We start from the raw sequence: 17,022 nt of genomic DNA on the forward strand, positions 1-17,022 counted from the left end.
AATATATCTATCATAACTTAGAATATATCAACGATTTTGCACGAAATATCGATTTACCGACAAAAAGTGACATAATAAAAAGAGGAGGCTATTCGCCCCCTCTTTTTATTGTCTTACGCCTTCTTAACGAACTGTGATTTTAACTTCATAGCTCCGAAACCGTCGATTTTACAATCGATATCGTGATCGCCATCAACTAGACGGATACTCTTTACTTTCGTACCGATCTTCACAACTGAAGAAGTTCCTTTTACTTTTAAATCTTTAATAACAGTAACAGCGTCGCCATCTTGAAGAACGTTTCCGTTCGCATCTTTTACAACTTTTGCACCATCATTATTTTCAGCTTCTGCGTCTTGGCCCCACTCATGAGCACATTCTGGACATACGAAAAGAACGCCATCCTCATACGTATATTCTGAATTACATTTTGGACAATTTGGTAAAGTAGCCATAAATTCATTTCCTCCGTTCATTATTTATACGTAAAAATCAAAATTGATGTTTACATCTCGATAAATAAAATTTGTATAGCATTTCTTTATAGTGCCATAGTCTCACGTTATTGACAACCCTACCTCAAATTCTCATTTTTTATTGTATTTTACAAAATTTCAATTCGTATGCCTTTTTTCCATTTGCTCTTCTACTAATTTTAAAAATCTTCGTTGTGCATTTTTATTTTTTACCAGCAATCGAACTCTCAGCTTACTTTGTAAATATGAGCGAACTTTGTAGTTCGTAATAAATAACTTTCGATACTTCTCGTCTTCATACATCATTCGAAACCACTCATACTGCTGCAAGTAAAGTATGTTAGCATCAATCTTTTTCGTGTGTAAACCCGTACTTAAACTAATAGATCCTATTAGAGCTTCTATTAATGCTGAAATCATTTCTCTCTCCCCTAATAAACAAAAGAAGAATCTTCACAAGATTCTTCTTTTCAAAATGAACGAGTTCCCTCTAGAAACCCCAATTATTTTCTTCAATATAAATTTGATATTCTTCTACTTCTTCTTCACTTAACTTCTTATTATTTTCATATACCTCTTGCCACTCGAAATAATCTTCATCGAAATAAACAGCAAATTTAATTTTCACATTTTTCTTCTCTGTATAATCATAACCAGTAAACTCTACTACGTCATACTCTTTTTCTTTCTTCACAAACTTCCAAGTTGGATTATCAGTCATAATCTCTAAAGTAACCCCTTCATCACTTGAACGAACAACGTTTTTAATATTCGGCTCAGTTGATAAAAAGGACAGCCCTAACGCAGCTAAACCAAACACAATCCCGACTATAATCTGTAAACCAATCATACCAGCTACACTAACGCCGCCCTTTGATTGTAAGAAATACGCCTTCTCATGATCAGACGCATCTTCTCCCTTACGAAAAACACGAACAGCATGCTTATAATATAAACGGTTTCCTTGCCATCCAGTAAATATCATCATTCCTAATTGAAGAGCTAAACTAAATGTTACATAAATCCCATCTGGAATATCTATAAAAGGGGGTATAACTATACTAGGTATAGCCAATAACGCAAATATAATAAATAACTTATACATTTTACGATAAGCTAACCAAAAGGTTGGGAAGAAAAAGGCTACCCAATTCCATGTATTCCCTTGCGCAGGATTTTCTACTTTACCCCACTTAAAATCATAATAAGCTGTATTTTTTTGAACAACTTTATGTAATTCTTGCTGAGAAATTGTTTCTTGTAAAACAGTGTCCTTCACGTACATCATCCTTTTCTTATTTCTATATACATTTATTGTATATGTACAAAATAAAGGAATCTAACAAAAAGTACACATATTTCATAAAAATGAACGGAAATCGAATATATTCCGACAATTATCCGTTTCTTATTTCATTTTACTTTTAAATATATTAGAATACTTATGAATGATACGTTTAATACACTAAGTTAATCATTTTGTATATTTGATAATAAAAATGTTTCACATGAAACTATTTATATTTTGTATTACCTTGCCTCTACACAATGAGTGTAAAACCCTTTCTACTTACTACAAAATACGAAAGACGCCCTTTTCAAAAAGGCGTCTTTTTATAGTTGAAAATTCAATAATAAATAAAACGAATTATTTAATAAATGAATCCCAATTGGAACGAGTAAATTCTTCGTTTTCTTATATGTGTATGCTAAACATATACCCATACCAAAAATATATAAAAGACTACCCACTGTAAGGGGATGGCCTAAAGTAAATATACAAGCACTTATAACGGCACTAGTAAGTGTAGAAAAAGCGCTGGGATAATTTCGTGAAAAACATCCCCCGAAATAAAATTTCTTCCCAAATCGGTGCAAAAACGGTGAGTACAACTACGTATAAAATGATTTCACTTTTAGTAGGCTCTATTACTATATTAGATTCGTCCACCCCAAGCCCATGTGGTAGAACTAAATTTAATATTGCAAGATATATAAGCATTACAATCGCTGTCATTACTATCGTTACATAGTATTTAAAATTATTGAATTGTAATGATTTTATTAAATGTAAGCAGCAATTTCTTGCCGGTGCATACATTACGATAATCATACAAAACGTGAAAGGTGGAATAAGATAATCTACATACCATGGGTATAAGGAAGAATCATATAAAAGGTTCAAAAAACCAATTCCATGCATGACCCCAAAAATAATTAATAGAATGCTAATTACTTGGCGCATACTCATTTGTTCATTCTTTTCTTCATATGTAGCTAATTCTATATTCATCCTATCCCCTCCAGTATAATTAAACTTTTTAAACCATTATATACCAAATCCAACATAAAAAAAGACAATACACCCCACTGTATTGTCCATTTTCGTCCCTACCATTTCTCTCTACACGCCTCAATTAAATGCAGTAAGTACCTCTTCGTCATATCTGCCCTTCTCCACCTTGAGAGCATTCGCTTTTCTTTTGGATTGTGCCATATTCGCTCTACTTCTTTTAATAAAAGCTCCCATTCTTCCGCTGAACTTTCTAACAAGTATTGCAAGCCTCTATCTTTTGAAACGATTGTTTTATGATCTAGTGTATATAAAATACGTCCCATCGTAACGACAGCTGATTCTACCCACTCTTCTACAAAGAATAAATATGGTTGTTTCGCCTTTTCACTCCAGTACTGTTCTACGTTATATTTCATCGTATTTACTACATCATTCCATTGTATTTGCAACGGAAGATCTTCTGCTTCTTTTCCGGTAACTGTAATGCCTTGATTTTTCAACGTCCACCATGTGACCGCATTAATGTCCCAATGACCAACATTAGCTTTACCATCTGCACAATACACATACTCGTTTATTTCATCATTGTATTTCCCTAAATCAACAAGCGGAATATACATACCGTCCATTCTTTTACCTAGCGTATTATCACTAAGTTTCTTATGTAGTTCCACAAGCTGCTGTTTTTCAGCTTCATTCACGGAATCACTTATCACTGTAACAAAATCAACATCGCTCGTTTCCTTATGAAATGCACCTAGTGCGATGGATCCGTAAATATATACCCCGACTATTTTTTCATCCAAAAAAATTTCTTTTAATTCTACTGTGTACCGCTCCATTAACTGTTGTACTTCCGTTGGTAACGCATGCTTCACTCCATTTTTCACATCTATCCCTCCAATAAAAAAAGCCTTTGCAAATTCGCAAAGACTTCTTGTTTTATAAATATTTCTCGATTTCTTCGTAAACATCCTTCAAACGAGGATTTCCTTCTCCAACAATTTCTCCATTTATAAGAACGACCGGATAAAATAAATCTTCTTCCACTACGCGCTCAGCGAATGCTTTCTTATCTTCATCTTCTTGTTCTTCTTGAAAATCAATATACTCGAAATTAAATTTATTTTCTTGTCCTTCATATTTACGACCAATTGCCGCTTGTAACCATTCAAACGTTTCTGTTGAAGATGGCATTCCGACGCAGCTCGCACAAATTACTTTCGTCCCATACACTTGCACATTAACCATTTCTTCTCCCCCACTTCTTGTTCCAACAGTATATTCAGATGTCTTATTACATAAGCACATCATTTTACAAACTTATTCCATACCCCTATACTGAAAAAACACGATACAATATTTCGACAATAAAACAAGAAGAGAAAAAATAGATTTTCCCCTCTATCTTGATTATAATAAAACTGATGAAAGGAGTCGATAAAAATGGAAAACCCACATATGCAAGAACAAGTATTAGAAGTATTAGATAAATTACGTCCATTCTTACTTCGCGATGGCGGAGACGTTGAATTAGTAGACATTGAAGAAGGTATCGTAAAACTACGCCTTATGGGTGCATGCGGAAGCTGCCCAAGTTCTACAATCACACTAAAAGCTGGTATCGAGCGCGCGTTACTTGAAGAAGTACCAGGCGTTATCGAAGTAGAACAAGTATTTTAATCTAAAAGCGGAAGCGGCTCGTTCAGAATCGCCTTCTAAAAGGAGACCAAATTTGGTCTCCTTTTTTTATTCAAATCACATTTATCCGTTAACATCATAAAACAAAATTGGAAATCCTTCTCAAAAAATGCGATAATTAATACTATATAGTGAATCGTTCACACATATACAGTAAGAAAACATAGGGGGATGACACATGCCAAAAATGGGGAACACTTTTTTAACAATTCAAGAACTAGAAAAGAAAAAAGAGTATTTATTAGGCCTTTCATCCGTTATACCAACATGGAATACAAGCTATCAATTTTTATTTAAAGAAATCCAGCAAGAATTATTGGGTAAAGTAAATGAAAAACTCGAAAAACATCAATTCGTTTTAAATATATGTACAGATCAACAGGTAGGGGCATAATGTATTACATAAAATTGTGGTATAAAAAAGAGACCTCCAGCGGTCTCTTTTTTATACGTTTAAGATAGCCAATCTAATTTTCTAATCCCAAGCTTATCTACTGGTAAACGAAGTGAGCCATAAAAATGCTTCATAAATTGCTCTGAGCGGTTCACATCGTGTAAAATGGCTTCTAAGCGATCTCTATATATGCTTTTTTGTTCTTCGTTTCCAGTTTGGTAATATCGTTCGACCGTTTCAAAATAGTGCAGCGGGAACAAGAGCCTTGCAAATAATAAGCGCCAGCCAAATGAGGATAGCGAATAATTACGTTCATAATCTGTAACAAATTGAATTATTGTTTGCTCCCAGTCTTTCTTTTTTTCTATCATCATATAGCGAATTAATTCTGCCATATCTCGAGTTGGGTGATCATAAACCCAATCAAAAGGAAGTTTGAGCCGCTTCGTTTGATGCCATAATAAAGGTGTGAATCGTTCTTGGCAAATTGTTGCTGCATCCGTTAGTTGCGGCGTATCATCCATTTCTGTATCGACAACATATTGAATTGCATTTTCTGCAACTCCTAAGTAATACGGGAAGGATTCAATAAACAATTGATCGAATACATCTGAAGGGTGGTTCATCACTTGTGATTGCCAAAACTTTTCTAATTGGTCGAGCCTTTTTTCCCATAACGCTTTCCATTCACCAATACGGCTTAATTGCTCAATTTCTTCTGGAAAGAATGCACCTCGTTTATGGAATATAGAAAGCTCACTTCCTAATGACATAGCATGTCGTTCTAACGTGCGCATACCTTTTAATAAGCAGTAATTTTGTTCTACTATCTCACTTACATAGTAGCCGTGTATAGTCGGAACGAAAGTCGCTACAGTTATATCCCCTTGCTGGTTCATATAATCACTGAGCTTTTTCATCTCTACAAGTACTTCTTCCTCCATTTCTCCAATTGGAACAAGTACATAAATTTTGTTGCGAATCCAAAAGCTTTTATAGGGGCCAAGGGGGATTAATTCTTTAACATGCATGTGATAATGCTCATAAATATGCTGAATCATCGCAGTCGCCACCTATGGTTTTTCTTTATATATATGAGCTTGTGCTCGCCTTTCATTCCTATGCACATGATAAAGCAACGAAACGTATACAAATACTAAAAAGAAAAAAAGGTGATAAACATGAAAGAATCAAATCAACTACAAGAAAGAGCATTACAACTATTACAAGAACGCGGTGTAACAATTGACGATATTGCTGAACTTGTTCATTTTCTTCAAAAAAAATATCATCCAAATTTAGAGATGTCAGAATGCCGTTATAATGTAGAACGTGTACTATCAAAACGTGAAGTACAAAACGCACTGATTACAGGTATCGAACTCGATGTTCTTGCTGAAAAAGGAATGCTAAGTGAGCCGTTACAAGATATCGTAAAACGTGATGAAGGCTTATACGGAATTGATGAAGTTATCGCACTTTCTATCGTGAATGTATACGGATCTATCGGTTTCACGAACTTTGGATATATCGATAAATTAAAACCTGGTATTTTAGAATACTTAAATGATAAATCAACTGGAAAAGTGCACACGTTCCTTGACGATATCGTTGGCGGAATTGCTGCCGCTGCCTCAAGCCGTTTAGCGCACCGAGCTGATCACTCGGAATAATAATGTTTTCTAGACCGTCAGTTTCATGCTGACGGTCTTTCGTATTCCATAAGCATAAATTCTCTTCCACGACTCAAAAAAATAGACCCTTGCTTAAATCCGATATTTTTATATAACGTAATCGCTCTTGTATTAAATGTTGCTACACTTAATCGAAACATCTTCGAATTAAATTCCTTAGCAGCAAACGCTATTCCAGCTTGAAAAAACAGTTCTCCCATTCCCTTCCCTGTTAAATCTGGCTTCATGCCAAGTCCGATATCAATCACATCTTCTCCACCATATAAATTAGCATCTCTTCCACCTGGTACTTGTGCATTTTCTCCAAAACAAAAATAGCCGATGAACTCTTCTTGATCGTTACAACAGCCATAATAAGTTCCATCTAATAATTCTTTTATTACTTCTTTCTCGCCTGAAAAACTATATAAATTATATGGTTCCTCGTACGCCCACGTATTTATCTCATTTGCTTCTTCCTCTGTTAACTTATGTATATCCACTTTCTCTTTCCCCCTATTATATTTCTATTAACAATATTCGATATTCATCTTATAATTCATCTTTCTCAATATATTTTTTTAATTTCTCGCTTCATTTTATGGAAGATTTTTCTTATTATGTTACGATTAAACAGAATCATTACAAATAAGGTGGTGACAATTTGAATTACTTTTCTTATCTCTCCTCAGAAGAACGGCAAAATTTTTTCTATAAAGAACCTCTTAGTTTTTCAAAAAATATAGGAAAAGAACAACTAGCTTACACACTAGGCGCTACACTATATACTCCTGGCACGAAAGAAACGATTGCGGAAGATATAATTAGAAAGAAACATGTGGATGCTACCTCAATTATTCTTTGTCTAGAGGACGCTATCAGCGATGAAGAAGTAAAACTTGCAGAGCAAAACATCGTCGTTCAAATACAGCAAATAGCCAACTTAGTCAGTGCCAACATACTAAATCAAGCAGACATCCCACTTCTTTTTATTAGAGTTCGACAGCCAAGTCAAATGAAGACAATTGTTACTGAATTAGGTAGTGCTGTTCATTGTTTATGTGGTTTTGTCTTTCCAAAATTCACACCGATTAACGGAAAGACTTATATCGATCAGCTTGCATGTATAAACGAGTTATACTCATTATCGCTATATGGCATGCCGATTTTAGAATCACCAGAAATTATGTATAAGGAAACACGGGCAGAATCATTATTACAAATAAAAGATTTACTAGATTCTTATCACGATTACATCTTAAATGTACGTATTGGTGCTACTGATTTTTCAAGTATATTTAGTATTCGGCGCAATAAATACACACCTATCTATCATATTACTGTTGTCCGTGATTGTATTTCAGACATTATTAACGTTTTCTCAAGGGCAACAAATGAATATATTATTTCAGGATGTGTATGGGAATATTTTTCTAATGATCATGAAGAAGGGCTCATTCAAGAGGTATCACTTGACCATGCAAATGGCTTAATCGGAAAGACAGTTATTCACCCATCTCATATTAAAGTTGTACAGGCAATGCACATTGTCACAATGGAAGATTATTTAGATGCGAGGTCAATTTTACAAAATGCAGATACGTATAATGGAGTGCTAAAAAGCAGTTTTTCTAACAAAATGAATGAAGTAAAGCCGCATTATGGCTGGGCTCGCAAAACCATTTTAAAATCTAATATTTATGGGGTGCTACATGAAAACAAACAATTCACCGATCTCCTTATTACAAACGCAAAGCAACACGTATAACGTTTTAAATAATATACAAGTTCATGTAGAAGTACGTGATAATCCATATAACTTAGCGCTAGACAATCTTTTTCAAATGGCTGCTAGAATAAATAAGAAACGTAGTTTTTTATTTGTGAGTACAATCCTTGGAAAGCATCTTCCTATTAAACCTGCAGTCTCTCTATCAAGTGGATTTGCTCTCGCTACAAGATATATGGAAATGCTACATAATACTTCTCATCCATTTCAAAAAGAAATTTTAAATCTCATTTCATTAGAAATTCATGAAATCCCAGAGGAAGTATTTCGTTATCAATATCCTCTGCAAGAAGAAGTTTTGTTCATCGGATTCGCTGAGACAGCGACAGCACTTGGTCATTCTATGTTTCAATGCTTTCAAAATGCAAAGTATGTACATACAACTAGGGAATCGATACCCCACCTAGAATCTGTCATTACATTTGAGGAAGAACATTCTCATGCAACATCGCACCGTTGTTATGTGGATGAAAGCTTTTTTCAAAACAGCAATCCTATTGTTCTCGTAGATGATGAGATGACAACAGGAAAAACAGCATTAAATATTATTAGATCGATTCAAAATAAATTCCCACGAGAAGAATATATTATTGCTTCTTTATTAGACTGGCGTTCTCATACTAATAGAAGACAATTTAAACAATTAGAAGACGAACTTCAAATTAAGATTCATGTTATTTCTTTATTAGAAGGCAGTATTCATACAACTGGCCAACCATTGAATATTGCCAAAACAGATATTCAAATTGAAGAAACAAAACCTGATTTCAAAAAACATACCCTTACCTGCCCAAAATTACCCTATACATCAAATTATATAAAATATACTGGGCGATTTGGCATTTCAGCATATGAACAACAGCACATTCATTCTTTCGCTCAAGAAGCAGGAAAAACTTTAAAAAGAGAAAGAATTGGAAAACGAACACTCTGCCTCGGAACGGGTGAATTTATGTATATCCCAATGAAAATTGCTGCTGAAATGGGTGAAAATATTTTATATCAATCTACAACAAGAAGCCCTATCCATCCTGTTTCAAATGATGTGAACTACGCCATTCATAATCATTTCTCATATCCAAGTCCTGAAGATTCTACTATTACAAATTACTTTTATAATATTTCACCTCATGATTACGATGAAGTATTTGTTTTTATTGAACGTGATTTAGGAGAAGAAGCCCTATCTCCTCTTCTACAGCAGTTACAAACAGTTATTCCTTTTATTCATATCGTCTCATTTTCAAATAGCATAGAAAAGGAAGGTTGATAATTATGGTAAAATTAAATTCTCACATTAGTAGTTATGATCCAAATGATGCTATTTTTCTATTAAAAGATATTAGTGATTTAATGAAAGAAAGTTCCACAGAAACTAGAGAACAAGCAATTCAAGCTGGCACACATTATTCTGAAATGTTACCAATGGAATATAAACCATCTAAAGCGTATATGGATTTATTCTTTTCTTCTCTGCAACAATACAAACACAAACTAGCCATCGCTGTTGGAGTTGTCGCCGAACAAATTATACAGACTAAAGGAACTAACCTTGTCCTCGTTTCATTAGCTCGTGCTGGTACACCTATTGGCATTCTTATAAAACGCTACATACGCTATCAATACAACCTTGATGTACCTCACTATTGTATTTCTATTGTTCGCGGACGCGGTATTGATGAAAATGCACTCCATTATATTTTGGAACATCACCCTAAAGAAACAATTCAATTCATTGATGGATGGACTGGGAAAGGTGCAATAAAAAAAGAATTAGAATATGCAGTACACACATTTAACGAACGAAATAATACACACATTTCTCATTGTATGGCTGTGCTTGCTGATCCCGGTTACTGTACTTCAATTTACGGTACACGTGAAGATTTTCTTATTCCTAGCGCTTGCTTAAATGCAACCGTCTCTGGACTCATTAGCCGCACTGTACTAAATGATACCTACATTGGTCCAAATGATTTTCATGGTGTTAAATATTATAAAGAGCTAGAACAAGAAGACTTATCAAATTTCTTCATTGATGAGGTGACAGATTTATTCCCTTCTGTTCATTCTCATATAGATAATCAATTACGTTATATTACTTCAACTTACACTGATCCCTCTTGGCAAGGATTAAAAGATATACAGTCTATCCAAAGTCACTTTGAAATTGACGATATTAACTTAATCAAACCAGGAGTCGGTGAAACAACTCGCGTATTACTCCGGAGAATACCGTGGAAAATTTTAATATGTAAGCAAAACAATCCCGATTTAAAGCATATTTTACTTCTCGCTAAAGAAAAGAATGTCCCTATTGAAATCTATGAGAATATGACTTATTCATGTTGCGGGCTCATTAAGCCTCTTAGGAGGGAAACGTTATGATTTTTGCCAGTGATCTTGATCAAACGCTTATTTATTCCCGGAAATCGTTTCGTGCCCCTATAGAAGATGAATCAATTCAACTCATTGAAACTTTAGATGGGAAAGAAATTTCTTTCATATCACATAAAACCATTTCACTACTAAAAAAATTACAACTGCACTCACATTTCATCCCAGTTACAACAAGAACTATTGAGCAGTTTCAGCGTATTACTTTATTCCAAAACGAAATCATTCCCGAATACGCCATTACAAGTAACGGCGGTAATATCCTTCATAACGGTAAACAAGATGGTACTTGGAACAGGACAGTAAAAGAAAGACTATCGGTTGAATGTATAGAGAGAAACGACATACTAAAGGAGTTTGGACAAATTGCTCATAAAGATTGGGTTATATCACAAAAAACAGCCGATGATCTATTCCATTATTGCATCATTAAACGGGAGAACATTCCTTATGATGAATTATCATCCTTCACTTCCTGGTTAGACAAACAAGGCTGGAATCATTCACTTCAAGGTAGGAAGCTATACTTTGTACCAAAACCAATTAACAAATGGGATGCCGTGCAATATATAAAAGAAATTTTGCAAATAGATACGATTATTACAGCTGGGGATTCTTTACTTGATTTATGCATGCTTGAAAAGGCGAACCATGCCTTCGCACCACTTCATGGTGAGTTAGGAGCAATGCATGATAACTTACAATCCTATATTTTAAAAACAGACGCAATCGGCATATATGCCGCAGAAGAAATCGTAAATAAATCACTTCAAATTATTCACAGTTCATTACCTACCTCATGATTAAAATATGCACAATTGCATACGCACCACAATTAAACAAATGGTACAATTTATTTGAATCGCTGTTGCTACACTTCTTGATTAAAGAAAAGGCGCTAACACGGAAATTAGCGTCTTATCAACCTCAAGCAATTGGCACATTTTGTCATCTTAAAAGACACTCGAAAGAGTGTCTTTTTTTCTATATCCCACAAGGACTTACTCATTTCAAAGTATAAATACATAAAATAATGTAAATCATTACAAGCATGAATCACTTTCTAAAAGTTATAAAGTAGATTCAAAATAAAAAAGCACTCTTAACTAGAGTGCTTTTTACTTTCAAACAAGGAGGCTACATATATGGATAGCACTCTCGTATTTAACTTCGGCATTGGTCTTGTCATTATTTTATTTGTCTTCTTTGTACTTTGTATGAGCGGGGTATAAAAAGGCGATTTTTGAGCGTCTTTTTATACATATGTATTACTTGACTTCCATAAAAGGAGTAACCATAATGGTTACATATATACAAATAACTATTCACATATCCACAAAATAGGAGGAAGAACAATGAAACATGTAATCGTTTATGCACACCCAAATACAGAAAGCTTCAACCATGCAATTTTAGAAACGGTAAAAAGTGAATTAGAAGAAAAAGGTCATGAAGTACGCGTTCGCGATCTATACGAATTAAACTTCAATCCAGTATTAAGCGCTTCCGATTTCATCTCATTTTCTCAAGGAAACACACCAGAAGATATTAAAGAAGAGCAAGAGCATATCTCTTGGGCTGATAGCATTACATTCATTTATCCAGTTTGGTGGGCGGGACTTCCTGCTATTTTAAAAGGATACGTTGACCGTGTATTTAGCCATGGATTCGCTTATGCTTACGGTGAAAACGGCATTGAAAAGTTATTAAGCGGTAAAAAAGGATTGTTATTATCTACAATGGGTAATACGAAAGAGGCATACACAGCAGGCGGGATGTTTGACGCAATGAAGAAAACAGCAGATGTTGGTATTTTTGAATTTACAGGCATTGAAACAATTGAGCACACATTCTATACGAGTGTTCCTTCTGTGGATGATGGTGTGCGTAAACAATATCTTGAAGAAGTTAAAGATGTTGTGAATCGTGCGTTTTAATAAAAAAAACAGGTAACCTCTTCGGTTACCTGTTTTTCATTACATCTTCTCAATCCACTCCGTCAAGTTATGCACAACTTGCGTTGGTTGTACTTCATATTCTGTTAACTTCTCCACAGTTGTGACTCCAGTGTGGACAAGAAGCGTATGCATGCCAGCATTTACTCCCGCTAAAATGTCTGTATCATAGTTATCCCCAACCATTAATGCTTCATCTTTTCCTATACCAAGAACTTTTAACGCTTGTTCCATGATGATTGATTCTGGTTTTCCGATAAAGATTGGATCCACACCTGTTGATACTGCTACAACTGATGTTAATGAGCCGTTACCTGGTAACAATCCGCGCTCAGTCGGAATGGCAATGTCTCCATTTGTAGAAATAAACGTCGCGCCGTTACGCACAGCAAGACACGCTTTTGCTAATTTTTCATATGTGATGTCACGATCTAAACCAACAACAACGAAATCAGGATTTTCATCCACAAGTTCAAATCCTTTTTCCACAAGTGCATCGTGTAAGCCTTCTTCACCAATCATATATACAGTTGCATCTTGTTTACGTTCATAAATGAAGTTCGCAGTCGCCATACTCGTTGTGAATACTTGCTCCGCTTTCGCTGGAATATCGAAACGAACAAGCTTTTCTGCCACTTGTTCTGGTTTGCGAGTTGAGTTATTCGTAACGAATAAATATGGAATGCCGCGCTCTCCTAATGCTTTGACGAAGTCGCTTGCTTCTTCAATTTGTTCTTCCCCGCGATACATCGTACCGTCTAAGTCAATTAAGTAACCTTTATACATCGATTATGTCTCTCCTTTTATGCTAACGTTCTCACCTTATCATACCACTCTTATATTACCCGCTTTTCCAAAAGAAAAAAACGCTTTACCTTAAAGCGCCCCATAACGTTCATTTTTTCTCTTTTATTTGGTAAGAACAACTACAATCGCCCTCGCACATGTTTGCTAGCGTTTTCACATCTGCGTTCGTAAATAAACGCTTATACATCTCTTTTTCATCTTTACATACTTGCGGAAATCTCTCTGCAATTTCTTTTAACGGACAGTTTTGTTTTTCAATTACGAAAGATTTCTCTCCATCTCTCTTTATTTGAACCATATAACCATTTTTCTCTTGCATAGCTGCTATCTCTTGCACTTTATATGCTAAATTCTTTTGATTACTCACTCGCTTTTGCAACTGTTCTTCCATACGCTTCGTTCTTTCTTTTAAAACATATTGAAGTATTTTTTCATCGCCCATCCGAGCTAAATCTTCTAGCATATCAATCGCAAATTGCTTATACTCTTTCGGGAATGTATCTTCTCCCTTTTCACTTAATCCATACAAATAAGTTGGTCTTCCGACATGTTGCCTTACCATCTTAGAATAAATGAGTCCATCTTTCTCAAGATTACTTAAATGTCTTCTGATTGCCATTTCTGTAATCTCTAAAACGTCAGCTAGTTCCGCTACTGTGTGCTCTCCCTTTACTTTCAACAATTGTACAATCTCGTCTTTCGTAGTACGTGCTTCCCCCATACTTCACCCTTCTCCCTTTTCTTTCTCACATACAATATAAGATCCCCAAAAGGCATTCTCTGGGGATCTTATAAGCATAATTATTCTGGTACAAATGCAGATACAGGTCCTAATTCCTTTTCTAAATAACTGCGAATATTTGCTGGGTATTTTTCTACCACTGCAATATGTTTTTGAATCGTCTTATATAATTCATCATGATTCATTTGAATATAATCTTGCGTAAGCATTTTTCGAAGAAGGATAATTTCTTTCATCCCTTGTCCATCTTCTTCACTTATCACTCGCTCATCCATTAAAATATCAATAATATCTTCATAGCTTCCTGGATCGCGCATAATAAATCCATCAATCATCGCATTTCCTACATCTAATACAGTATCAATAATAAGATGGGCTATGCGCTCTAATGCGTAAAATTCAAACTCGGTTTCATATATCTTTTTCTCTTGAAATGTACTTGTTGCTCGTTCTAAACATACTAGCATTTGTTCTATTTTCTTTCTGTCTACAAAATACATGAATGTCACCTACCTGGAAATTAAAGCATTTACATTTTAATTGTAACGCTTTCTTCTGAAAAAATCGACAATTTTTCGAATTCACCTTTTCTCCGTTATTTGTTATAGTTATATTTGTATGATTTTTGAAATTGGAGGAATGAAATCTTGGAACGTGAACTCGCACTAGAAATTGTCCGTGTAACAGAAGCAGCAGCATTAGCATCCGCACAGTGGATGGGCCGCGGAAAGAAGAACGAAGCAGATGATGCAGCAACTACAGCAATGCGTGATATGTTTGATTCAGTAAACATGGCAGGTACAGTTGTAATCGGTGAAGGAGAACTTGATGAAGCACCGATGTTGTATATTGGTGAAGAACTAGGAACAGGTAACGGTCCAGAAGTAGACATCGCCGTTGACCCATTAGAAGGTACAAACATCGTTGCAAAAGGTCTTGCAAATGCAATGGCAGTTATTGCAATCGCAGACAAAGGGAACCTTCTTCATGCTCCTGATATGTACATGGAAAAAATCGCGGTTGGTCCAAAAGCAGCTGGTAAAATTAGCTTAGATGATCCAATTGAAAAAACAATTGAAATTGTAGCAGAAGCTAACAATAAAAAGATTCGTGATCTAACAGTTATCGTTCAAGAACGTGAGCGTCATCAAGATATTATTGACCGTGTTCGTGCAAAAGGTGCACGCGTAAAATTATTTGGTGACGGTGATGTTGGTGCGTCAATCGCAACAGCACTACCTGGAACGGGTATCGACTTATTCGTAGGTATTGGCGGAGCTCCAGAAGGTGTTATTTCTGCAGCAGCATTAAAGTGCCTTGAAGGTGAAATGCAAGCTCGCTTAGTTCCAATGAACGAAGAAGAAGAAGCTCGTTGTCGTGAAATGGGATTAGAAGATCCTCGTCAACTTCTTATGTTAGACGATTTAGTATCTGGTGATGATGCAATCTTCTCAGCAACAGGTGTATCTGCTGGTGAGTTATTAGACGGCGTGAAATTCCTAGGCGGAGATTTAGCTGAAACATACTCTATCGTAATGCGTTACAAAACAAGAACAGTACGATTCATTAAAACGCATCACCATTTAGATCATAAGCCACACTTAAACTTAGATATTTAATAAAAGGAGCCATGTGTATGGAAGAACGTTTCTTTCTGTACGACGACACTGTCGCTACAAAAACTCGTTTCGTTAGCTTTATGGGAGAAAATGAGCGTCATGATTTAGCGCTTTTATATTCCGATCGTCATTACGGTAAAACAATTGTACTTGATATGCAAAGTAATAAATTTGCAATTATCGGTGCTGACGATTTAAACGAACCAGGCTACTTAGAGCACGCATTTTCTATGACTGAAGAAATTGCAGAAGAGTTACGCTCATTTTTATTTGAACTTATATAATTTATCGTATGCACCAGCTATTTTAGCTGGTGTTTTTCCGTTATAAGAGTTTCGAATTTTCAATCTTTTATGTTATAATTAAGAATAAATCTATTTGGATAGAAAGGACGTTATCTACGTATGCCAACATTTACTTTGTAATGGACCAGCAATTGGATAGCATTACTCTCAAAAAAGCACCACGCTTTTTCAAGGGAGTAGTCTGCCCATTCCCATTACAAAGGAACGTATTGCATCTGTAGTATGATGTTTACGGAGGTTCCTCTTTGGGGAACCTCCTTTTATTTTTGTCTTTTTCTCATGTCTTCATACTACAAGACATCCAAATAGCTGTATTACGTTTCTTTGCCACTACTATAAGAGGTGAAGGAAAATGCAGAAAGTACAACTTTCTTGGAGTTTATATGAAAATCAGCAACACACAATCGAAAAATATTGTAAAAATTGCGGACGTACTACCCTATTTACTGATACGAATATTCGTAGGCATAACGCCAATGGAAAAAACATATACCGCTTTGCTATTTATAAATGTCCGAAAGATCATACGTGGAATCAAAAACTGCGTATTTATAAATCATTTACTGATCACGTTGAAACGATCGATATGACCCAGCAAGATCAAGCCGAAACAACTACTACTATTTCCATTATGCAACATAAAGAAAACGGCATAGCCGAAATCACGCTTGTATTAGACCTCATTTTCGGTTCCCACCGCATCGATAAAGCCTTATCCACATATATTTCTGACTGGAGCCGTACACTCATTGTGGATAAAATTAAAAATGGGGATATTCAATTGAACGGACAACAAATGAAGCCAAATACAATACTTTCTGAAGGCGATTATATCTCGATTTGTTTATAAGCGAGCATATGCAAAAAA

21 protein-coding genes and 1 pseudogene are annotated in these 17,022 nt (G+C 35.3%); 11 read left to right on the plus strand and 11 right to left on the minus strand.

What is annotated here, in order from left to right:
• Nucleotides 1-113: 113 nt before the first annotated feature.
• The 6 genes and pseudogenes from phnA to AC0ONG_RS23595 form a co-directional block, all read right to left on the minus strand.
• Nucleotides 114-455: an alkylphosphonate utilization operon protein PhnA gene (gene phnA, locus AC0ONG_RS23570; protein ID WP_000212735.1), complete on the minus strand. Its 342-nt coding sequence runs from the start codon at nucleotides 453-455 to the stop codon at nucleotides 114-116.
• Nucleotides 456-614: 159 nt separating this feature from the next.
• Complete coding sequence (locus AC0ONG_RS23575) at nucleotides 615-896, minus strand: hypothetical protein (protein WP_000622255.1); 282 nt, start codon at nucleotides 894-896, stop codon at nucleotides 615-617.
• Nucleotides 897-966: 70 nt separating this feature from the next.
• Complete coding sequence (locus tag AC0ONG_RS23580; protein WP_127726010.1) at nucleotides 967-1,764, minus strand: DUF2628 domain-containing protein; 798 nt, start codon at nucleotides 1,762-1,764, stop codon at nucleotides 967-969.
• 326 nt (nucleotides 1,765-2,090) lie between these two features.
• Nucleotides 2,091-2,769 (minus strand): annotated as a pseudogene (locus tag AC0ONG_RS23585) (lysostaphin resistance A-like protein).
• 98 nt (nucleotides 2,770-2,867) lie between these two features.
• On the minus strand, nucleotides 2,868-3,662 hold the full coding sequence (locus tag AC0ONG_RS23590; RefSeq protein ID WP_136996866.1) for a nucleotidyltransferase domain-containing protein: 795 nt from the start codon (nucleotides 3,660-3,662) through the stop codon (nucleotides 2,868-2,870).
• Between the two features lie 52 nt (nucleotides 3,663-3,714).
• On the minus strand, nucleotides 3,715-4,023 hold the full coding sequence (locus AC0ONG_RS23595) for a YuzD family protein (RefSeq protein ID WP_000248589.1): 309 nt from the start codon (nucleotides 4,021-4,023) through the stop codon (nucleotides 3,715-3,717).
• Between the two features lie 195 nt (nucleotides 4,024-4,218).
• Here AC0ONG_RS23595 and AC0ONG_RS23600 point away from each other — a divergent pair, with 195 nt between their 5' ends.
• Entirely contained in the window at nucleotides 4,219-4,455 is a 237-nt protein-coding gene (locus tag AC0ONG_RS23600; protein ID WP_000431159.1) for a NifU family protein, read from the plus strand.
• Between the two features lie 196 nt (nucleotides 4,456-4,651).
• Nucleotides 4,652-4,867 (plus strand): hypothetical protein, encoded by a 216-nt coding sequence (locus tag AC0ONG_RS23605; RefSeq protein WP_001125497.1) that lies wholly within the window; start codon nucleotides 4,652-4,654, stop codon nucleotides 4,865-4,867.
• A gap of 59 nt (nucleotides 4,868-4,926) precedes the next feature.
• Here the strand turns inward: AC0ONG_RS23605 and yutH are convergent, their stop codons facing one another.
• The gene (gene yutH / locus AC0ONG_RS23610) at nucleotides 4,927-5,928 is read right to left on the minus strand and encodes a spore coat putative kinase YutH (RefSeq protein WP_133964165.1); all 1,002 of its coding nucleotides are present in this window, start codon (nucleotides 5,926-5,928) and stop codon (nucleotides 4,927-4,929) included.
• Between the two features lie 120 nt (nucleotides 5,929-6,048).
• Here yutH and AC0ONG_RS23615 point away from each other — a divergent pair, with 120 nt between their 5' ends.
• Nucleotides 6,049-6,540 (plus strand): phosphatidylglycerophosphatase A family protein, encoded by a 492-nt coding sequence (locus AC0ONG_RS23615; RefSeq protein ID WP_000665102.1) that lies wholly within the window; start codon nucleotides 6,049-6,051, stop codon nucleotides 6,538-6,540.
• A gap of 23 nt (nucleotides 6,541-6,563) precedes the next feature.
• Here the strand turns inward: AC0ONG_RS23615 and AC0ONG_RS23620 are convergent, their stop codons facing one another.
• On the minus strand, nucleotides 6,564-7,043 hold the full coding sequence (locus AC0ONG_RS23620; protein ID WP_133964164.1) for a GNAT family N-acetyltransferase: 480 nt from the start codon (nucleotides 7,041-7,043) through the stop codon (nucleotides 6,564-6,566).
• A gap of 161 nt (nucleotides 7,044-7,204) precedes the next feature.
• Between AC0ONG_RS23620 and AC0ONG_RS23625 the strand changes: the two genes are divergently transcribed.
• The 5 genes from AC0ONG_RS23625 to AC0ONG_RS23645 all read left to right on the plus strand — a co-directional run bounded on the left by AC0ONG_RS23625 (nucleotide 7,205) and on the right by AC0ONG_RS23645 (nucleotide 12,663).
• Nucleotides 7,205-8,308, plus strand: a complete 1,104-nt coding sequence (locus AC0ONG_RS23625) for an HpcH/HpaI aldolase/citrate lyase family protein (protein WP_133964163.1) — start codon at nucleotides 7,205-7,207, stop codon at nucleotides 8,306-8,308.
• Entirely contained in the window at nucleotides 8,253-9,599 is a 1,347-nt protein-coding gene (locus AC0ONG_RS23630; protein ID WP_000856295.1) for a phosphoribosyltransferase family protein, read from the plus strand. The genes AC0ONG_RS23625 and AC0ONG_RS23630 overlap by 56 nt, the downstream gene beginning before the upstream one ends.
• Before the next feature lie 5 nt (nucleotides 9,600-9,604).
• Nucleotides 9,605-10,717 (plus strand): cysteine protease StiP family protein, encoded by a 1,113-nt coding sequence (locus AC0ONG_RS23635; protein ID WP_136997206.1) that lies wholly within the window; start codon nucleotides 9,605-9,607, stop codon nucleotides 10,715-10,717.
• On the plus strand, nucleotides 10,714-11,529 hold the full coding sequence (locus AC0ONG_RS23640) for an HAD family hydrolase (protein WP_000575387.1): 816 nt from the start codon (nucleotides 10,714-10,716) through the stop codon (nucleotides 11,527-11,529). The genes AC0ONG_RS23635 and AC0ONG_RS23640 overlap by 4 nt, the downstream gene beginning before the upstream one ends.
• Nucleotides 11,530-12,081: 552 nt before the next feature.
• Nucleotides 12,082-12,663 (plus strand): NAD(P)H-dependent oxidoreductase, encoded by a 582-nt coding sequence (locus AC0ONG_RS23645; RefSeq protein WP_000683434.1) that lies wholly within the window; start codon nucleotides 12,082-12,084, stop codon nucleotides 12,661-12,663.
• 39 nt (nucleotides 12,664-12,702) lie between these two features.
• On the opposite strand, the gene AC0ONG_RS23650 is transcribed toward AC0ONG_RS23645, so the two are convergent.
• From AC0ONG_RS23650 to AC0ONG_RS23660, 3 genes are all read right to left on the minus strand, one after another.
• Nucleotides 12,703-13,467, minus strand: coding sequence for a TIGR01457 family HAD-type hydrolase (locus AC0ONG_RS23650; protein ID WP_000276470.1), 765 nt, complete (start codon nucleotides 13,465-13,467; stop codon nucleotides 12,703-12,705).
• A 109-nt stretch (nucleotides 13,468-13,576) separates the two neighbouring features.
• Entirely contained in the window at nucleotides 13,577-14,209 is a 633-nt protein-coding gene (locus tag AC0ONG_RS23655; RefSeq protein ID WP_000503340.1) for a helix-turn-helix transcriptional regulator, read from the minus strand.
• An 80-nt stretch (nucleotides 14,210-14,289) separates the two neighbouring features.
• Nucleotides 14,290-14,730 carry a DUF86 domain-containing protein gene (locus AC0ONG_RS23660; RefSeq protein ID WP_000274010.1) on the minus strand — a complete coding sequence of 147 codons (441 nt, stop codon included), beginning with the start codon at nucleotides 14,728-14,730 and terminating at the stop codon, nucleotides 14,290-14,292.
• A 147-nt stretch (nucleotides 14,731-14,877) separates the two neighbouring features.
• Here AC0ONG_RS23660 and glpX point away from each other — a divergent pair, with 147 nt between their 5' ends.
• The 3 genes from glpX to AC0ONG_RS23675 all read left to right on the plus strand — a co-directional run bounded on the left by glpX (nucleotide 14,878) and on the right by AC0ONG_RS23675 (nucleotide 17,004).
• Complete coding sequence (glpX, locus tag AC0ONG_RS23665) at nucleotides 14,878-15,849, plus strand: class II fructose-bisphosphatase (protein WP_000439090.1); 972 nt, start codon at nucleotides 14,878-14,880, stop codon at nucleotides 15,847-15,849.
• A 17-nt stretch (nucleotides 15,850-15,866) separates the two neighbouring features.
• Nucleotides 15,867-16,133, plus strand: a complete 267-nt coding sequence (locus AC0ONG_RS23670) for a DUF3055 domain-containing protein (RefSeq protein ID WP_000392611.1) — start codon at nucleotides 15,867-15,869, stop codon at nucleotides 16,131-16,133.
• 373 nt (nucleotides 16,134-16,506) lie between these two features.
• Complete coding sequence (locus AC0ONG_RS23675) at nucleotides 16,507-17,004, plus strand: hypothetical protein (protein ID WP_001174583.1); 498 nt, start codon at nucleotides 16,507-16,509, stop codon at nucleotides 17,002-17,004.
• Nucleotides 17,005-17,022 lie beyond the last annotated feature (18 nt).

This window comes from Bacillus sp. TCT6, from assembly GCF_056033845.1.

What these genes read in the sequence shown, in the direction of transcription:
- yutH (WP_133964165.1), bottom strand. Translation starts at nt 5,928, where the DNA reads ATGATTCAGCATATTTATGAGCATTATCACATGCATGTTAAAGAATTA.
- AC0ONG_RS23595 (WP_000248589.1), bottom strand. Translation starts at nt 4,023, where the DNA reads ATGGTTAATGTGCAAGTGTATGGGACGAAAGTAATTTGTGCGAGCTGC.
- AC0ONG_RS23655 (WP_000503340.1), bottom strand. Translation starts at nt 14,209, where the DNA reads ATGGGGGAAGCACGTACTACGAAAGACGAGATTGTACAATTGTTGAAA.
- AC0ONG_RS23600 (WP_000431159.1), top strand. Translation starts at nt 4,219, where the DNA reads ATGGAAAACCCACATATGCAAGAACAAGTATTAGAAGTATTAGATAAA.
- AC0ONG_RS23660 (WP_000274010.1), bottom strand. Translation starts at nt 14,730, where the DNA reads ATGTATTTTGTAGACAGAAAGAAAATAGAACAAATGCTAGTATGTTTA.
- AC0ONG_RS23630 (WP_000856295.1), top strand. Translation starts at nt 8,253, where the DNA reads ATGAAAACAAACAATTCACCGATCTCCTTATTACAAACGCAAAGCAAC.
- AC0ONG_RS23650 (WP_000276470.1), bottom strand. Translation starts at nt 13,467, where the DNA reads ATGTATAAAGGTTACTTAATTGACTTAGACGGTACGATGTATCGCGGG.
- AC0ONG_RS23675 (WP_001174583.1), top strand. Translation starts at nt 16,507, where the DNA reads ATGCAGAAAGTACAACTTTCTTGGAGTTTATATGAAAATCAGCAACAC.
- AC0ONG_RS23635 (WP_136997206.1), top strand. Translation starts at nt 9,605, where the DNA reads ATGGTAAAATTAAATTCTCACATTAGTAGTTATGATCCAAATGATGCT.
- AC0ONG_RS23640 (WP_000575387.1), top strand. Translation starts at nt 10,714, where the DNA reads ATGATTTTTGCCAGTGATCTTGATCAAACGCTTATTTATTCCCGGAAA.
- phnA (WP_000212735.1), bottom strand. Translation starts at nt 455, where the DNA reads ATGGCTACTTTACCAAATTGTCCAAAATGTAATTCAGAATATACGTAT.
- AC0ONG_RS23580 (WP_127726010.1), bottom strand. Translation starts at nt 1,764, where the DNA reads ATGATGTACGTGAAGGACACTGTTTTACAAGAAACAATTTCTCAGCAA.
- AC0ONG_RS23605 (WP_001125497.1), top strand. Translation starts at nt 4,652, where the DNA reads ATGCCAAAAATGGGGAACACTTTTTTAACAATTCAAGAACTAGAAAAG.
- AC0ONG_RS23670 (WP_000392611.1), top strand. Translation starts at nt 15,867, where the DNA reads ATGGAAGAACGTTTCTTTCTGTACGACGACACTGTCGCTACAAAAACT.
- AC0ONG_RS23575 (WP_000622255.1), bottom strand. Translation starts at nt 896, where the DNA reads ATGATTTCAGCATTAATAGAAGCTCTAATAGGATCTATTAGTTTAAGT.
- AC0ONG_RS23645 (WP_000683434.1), top strand. Translation starts at nt 12,082, where the DNA reads ATGAAACATGTAATCGTTTATGCACACCCAAATACAGAAAGCTTCAAC.
- AC0ONG_RS23615 (WP_000665102.1), top strand. Translation starts at nt 6,049, where the DNA reads ATGAAAGAATCAAATCAACTACAAGAAAGAGCATTACAACTATTACAA.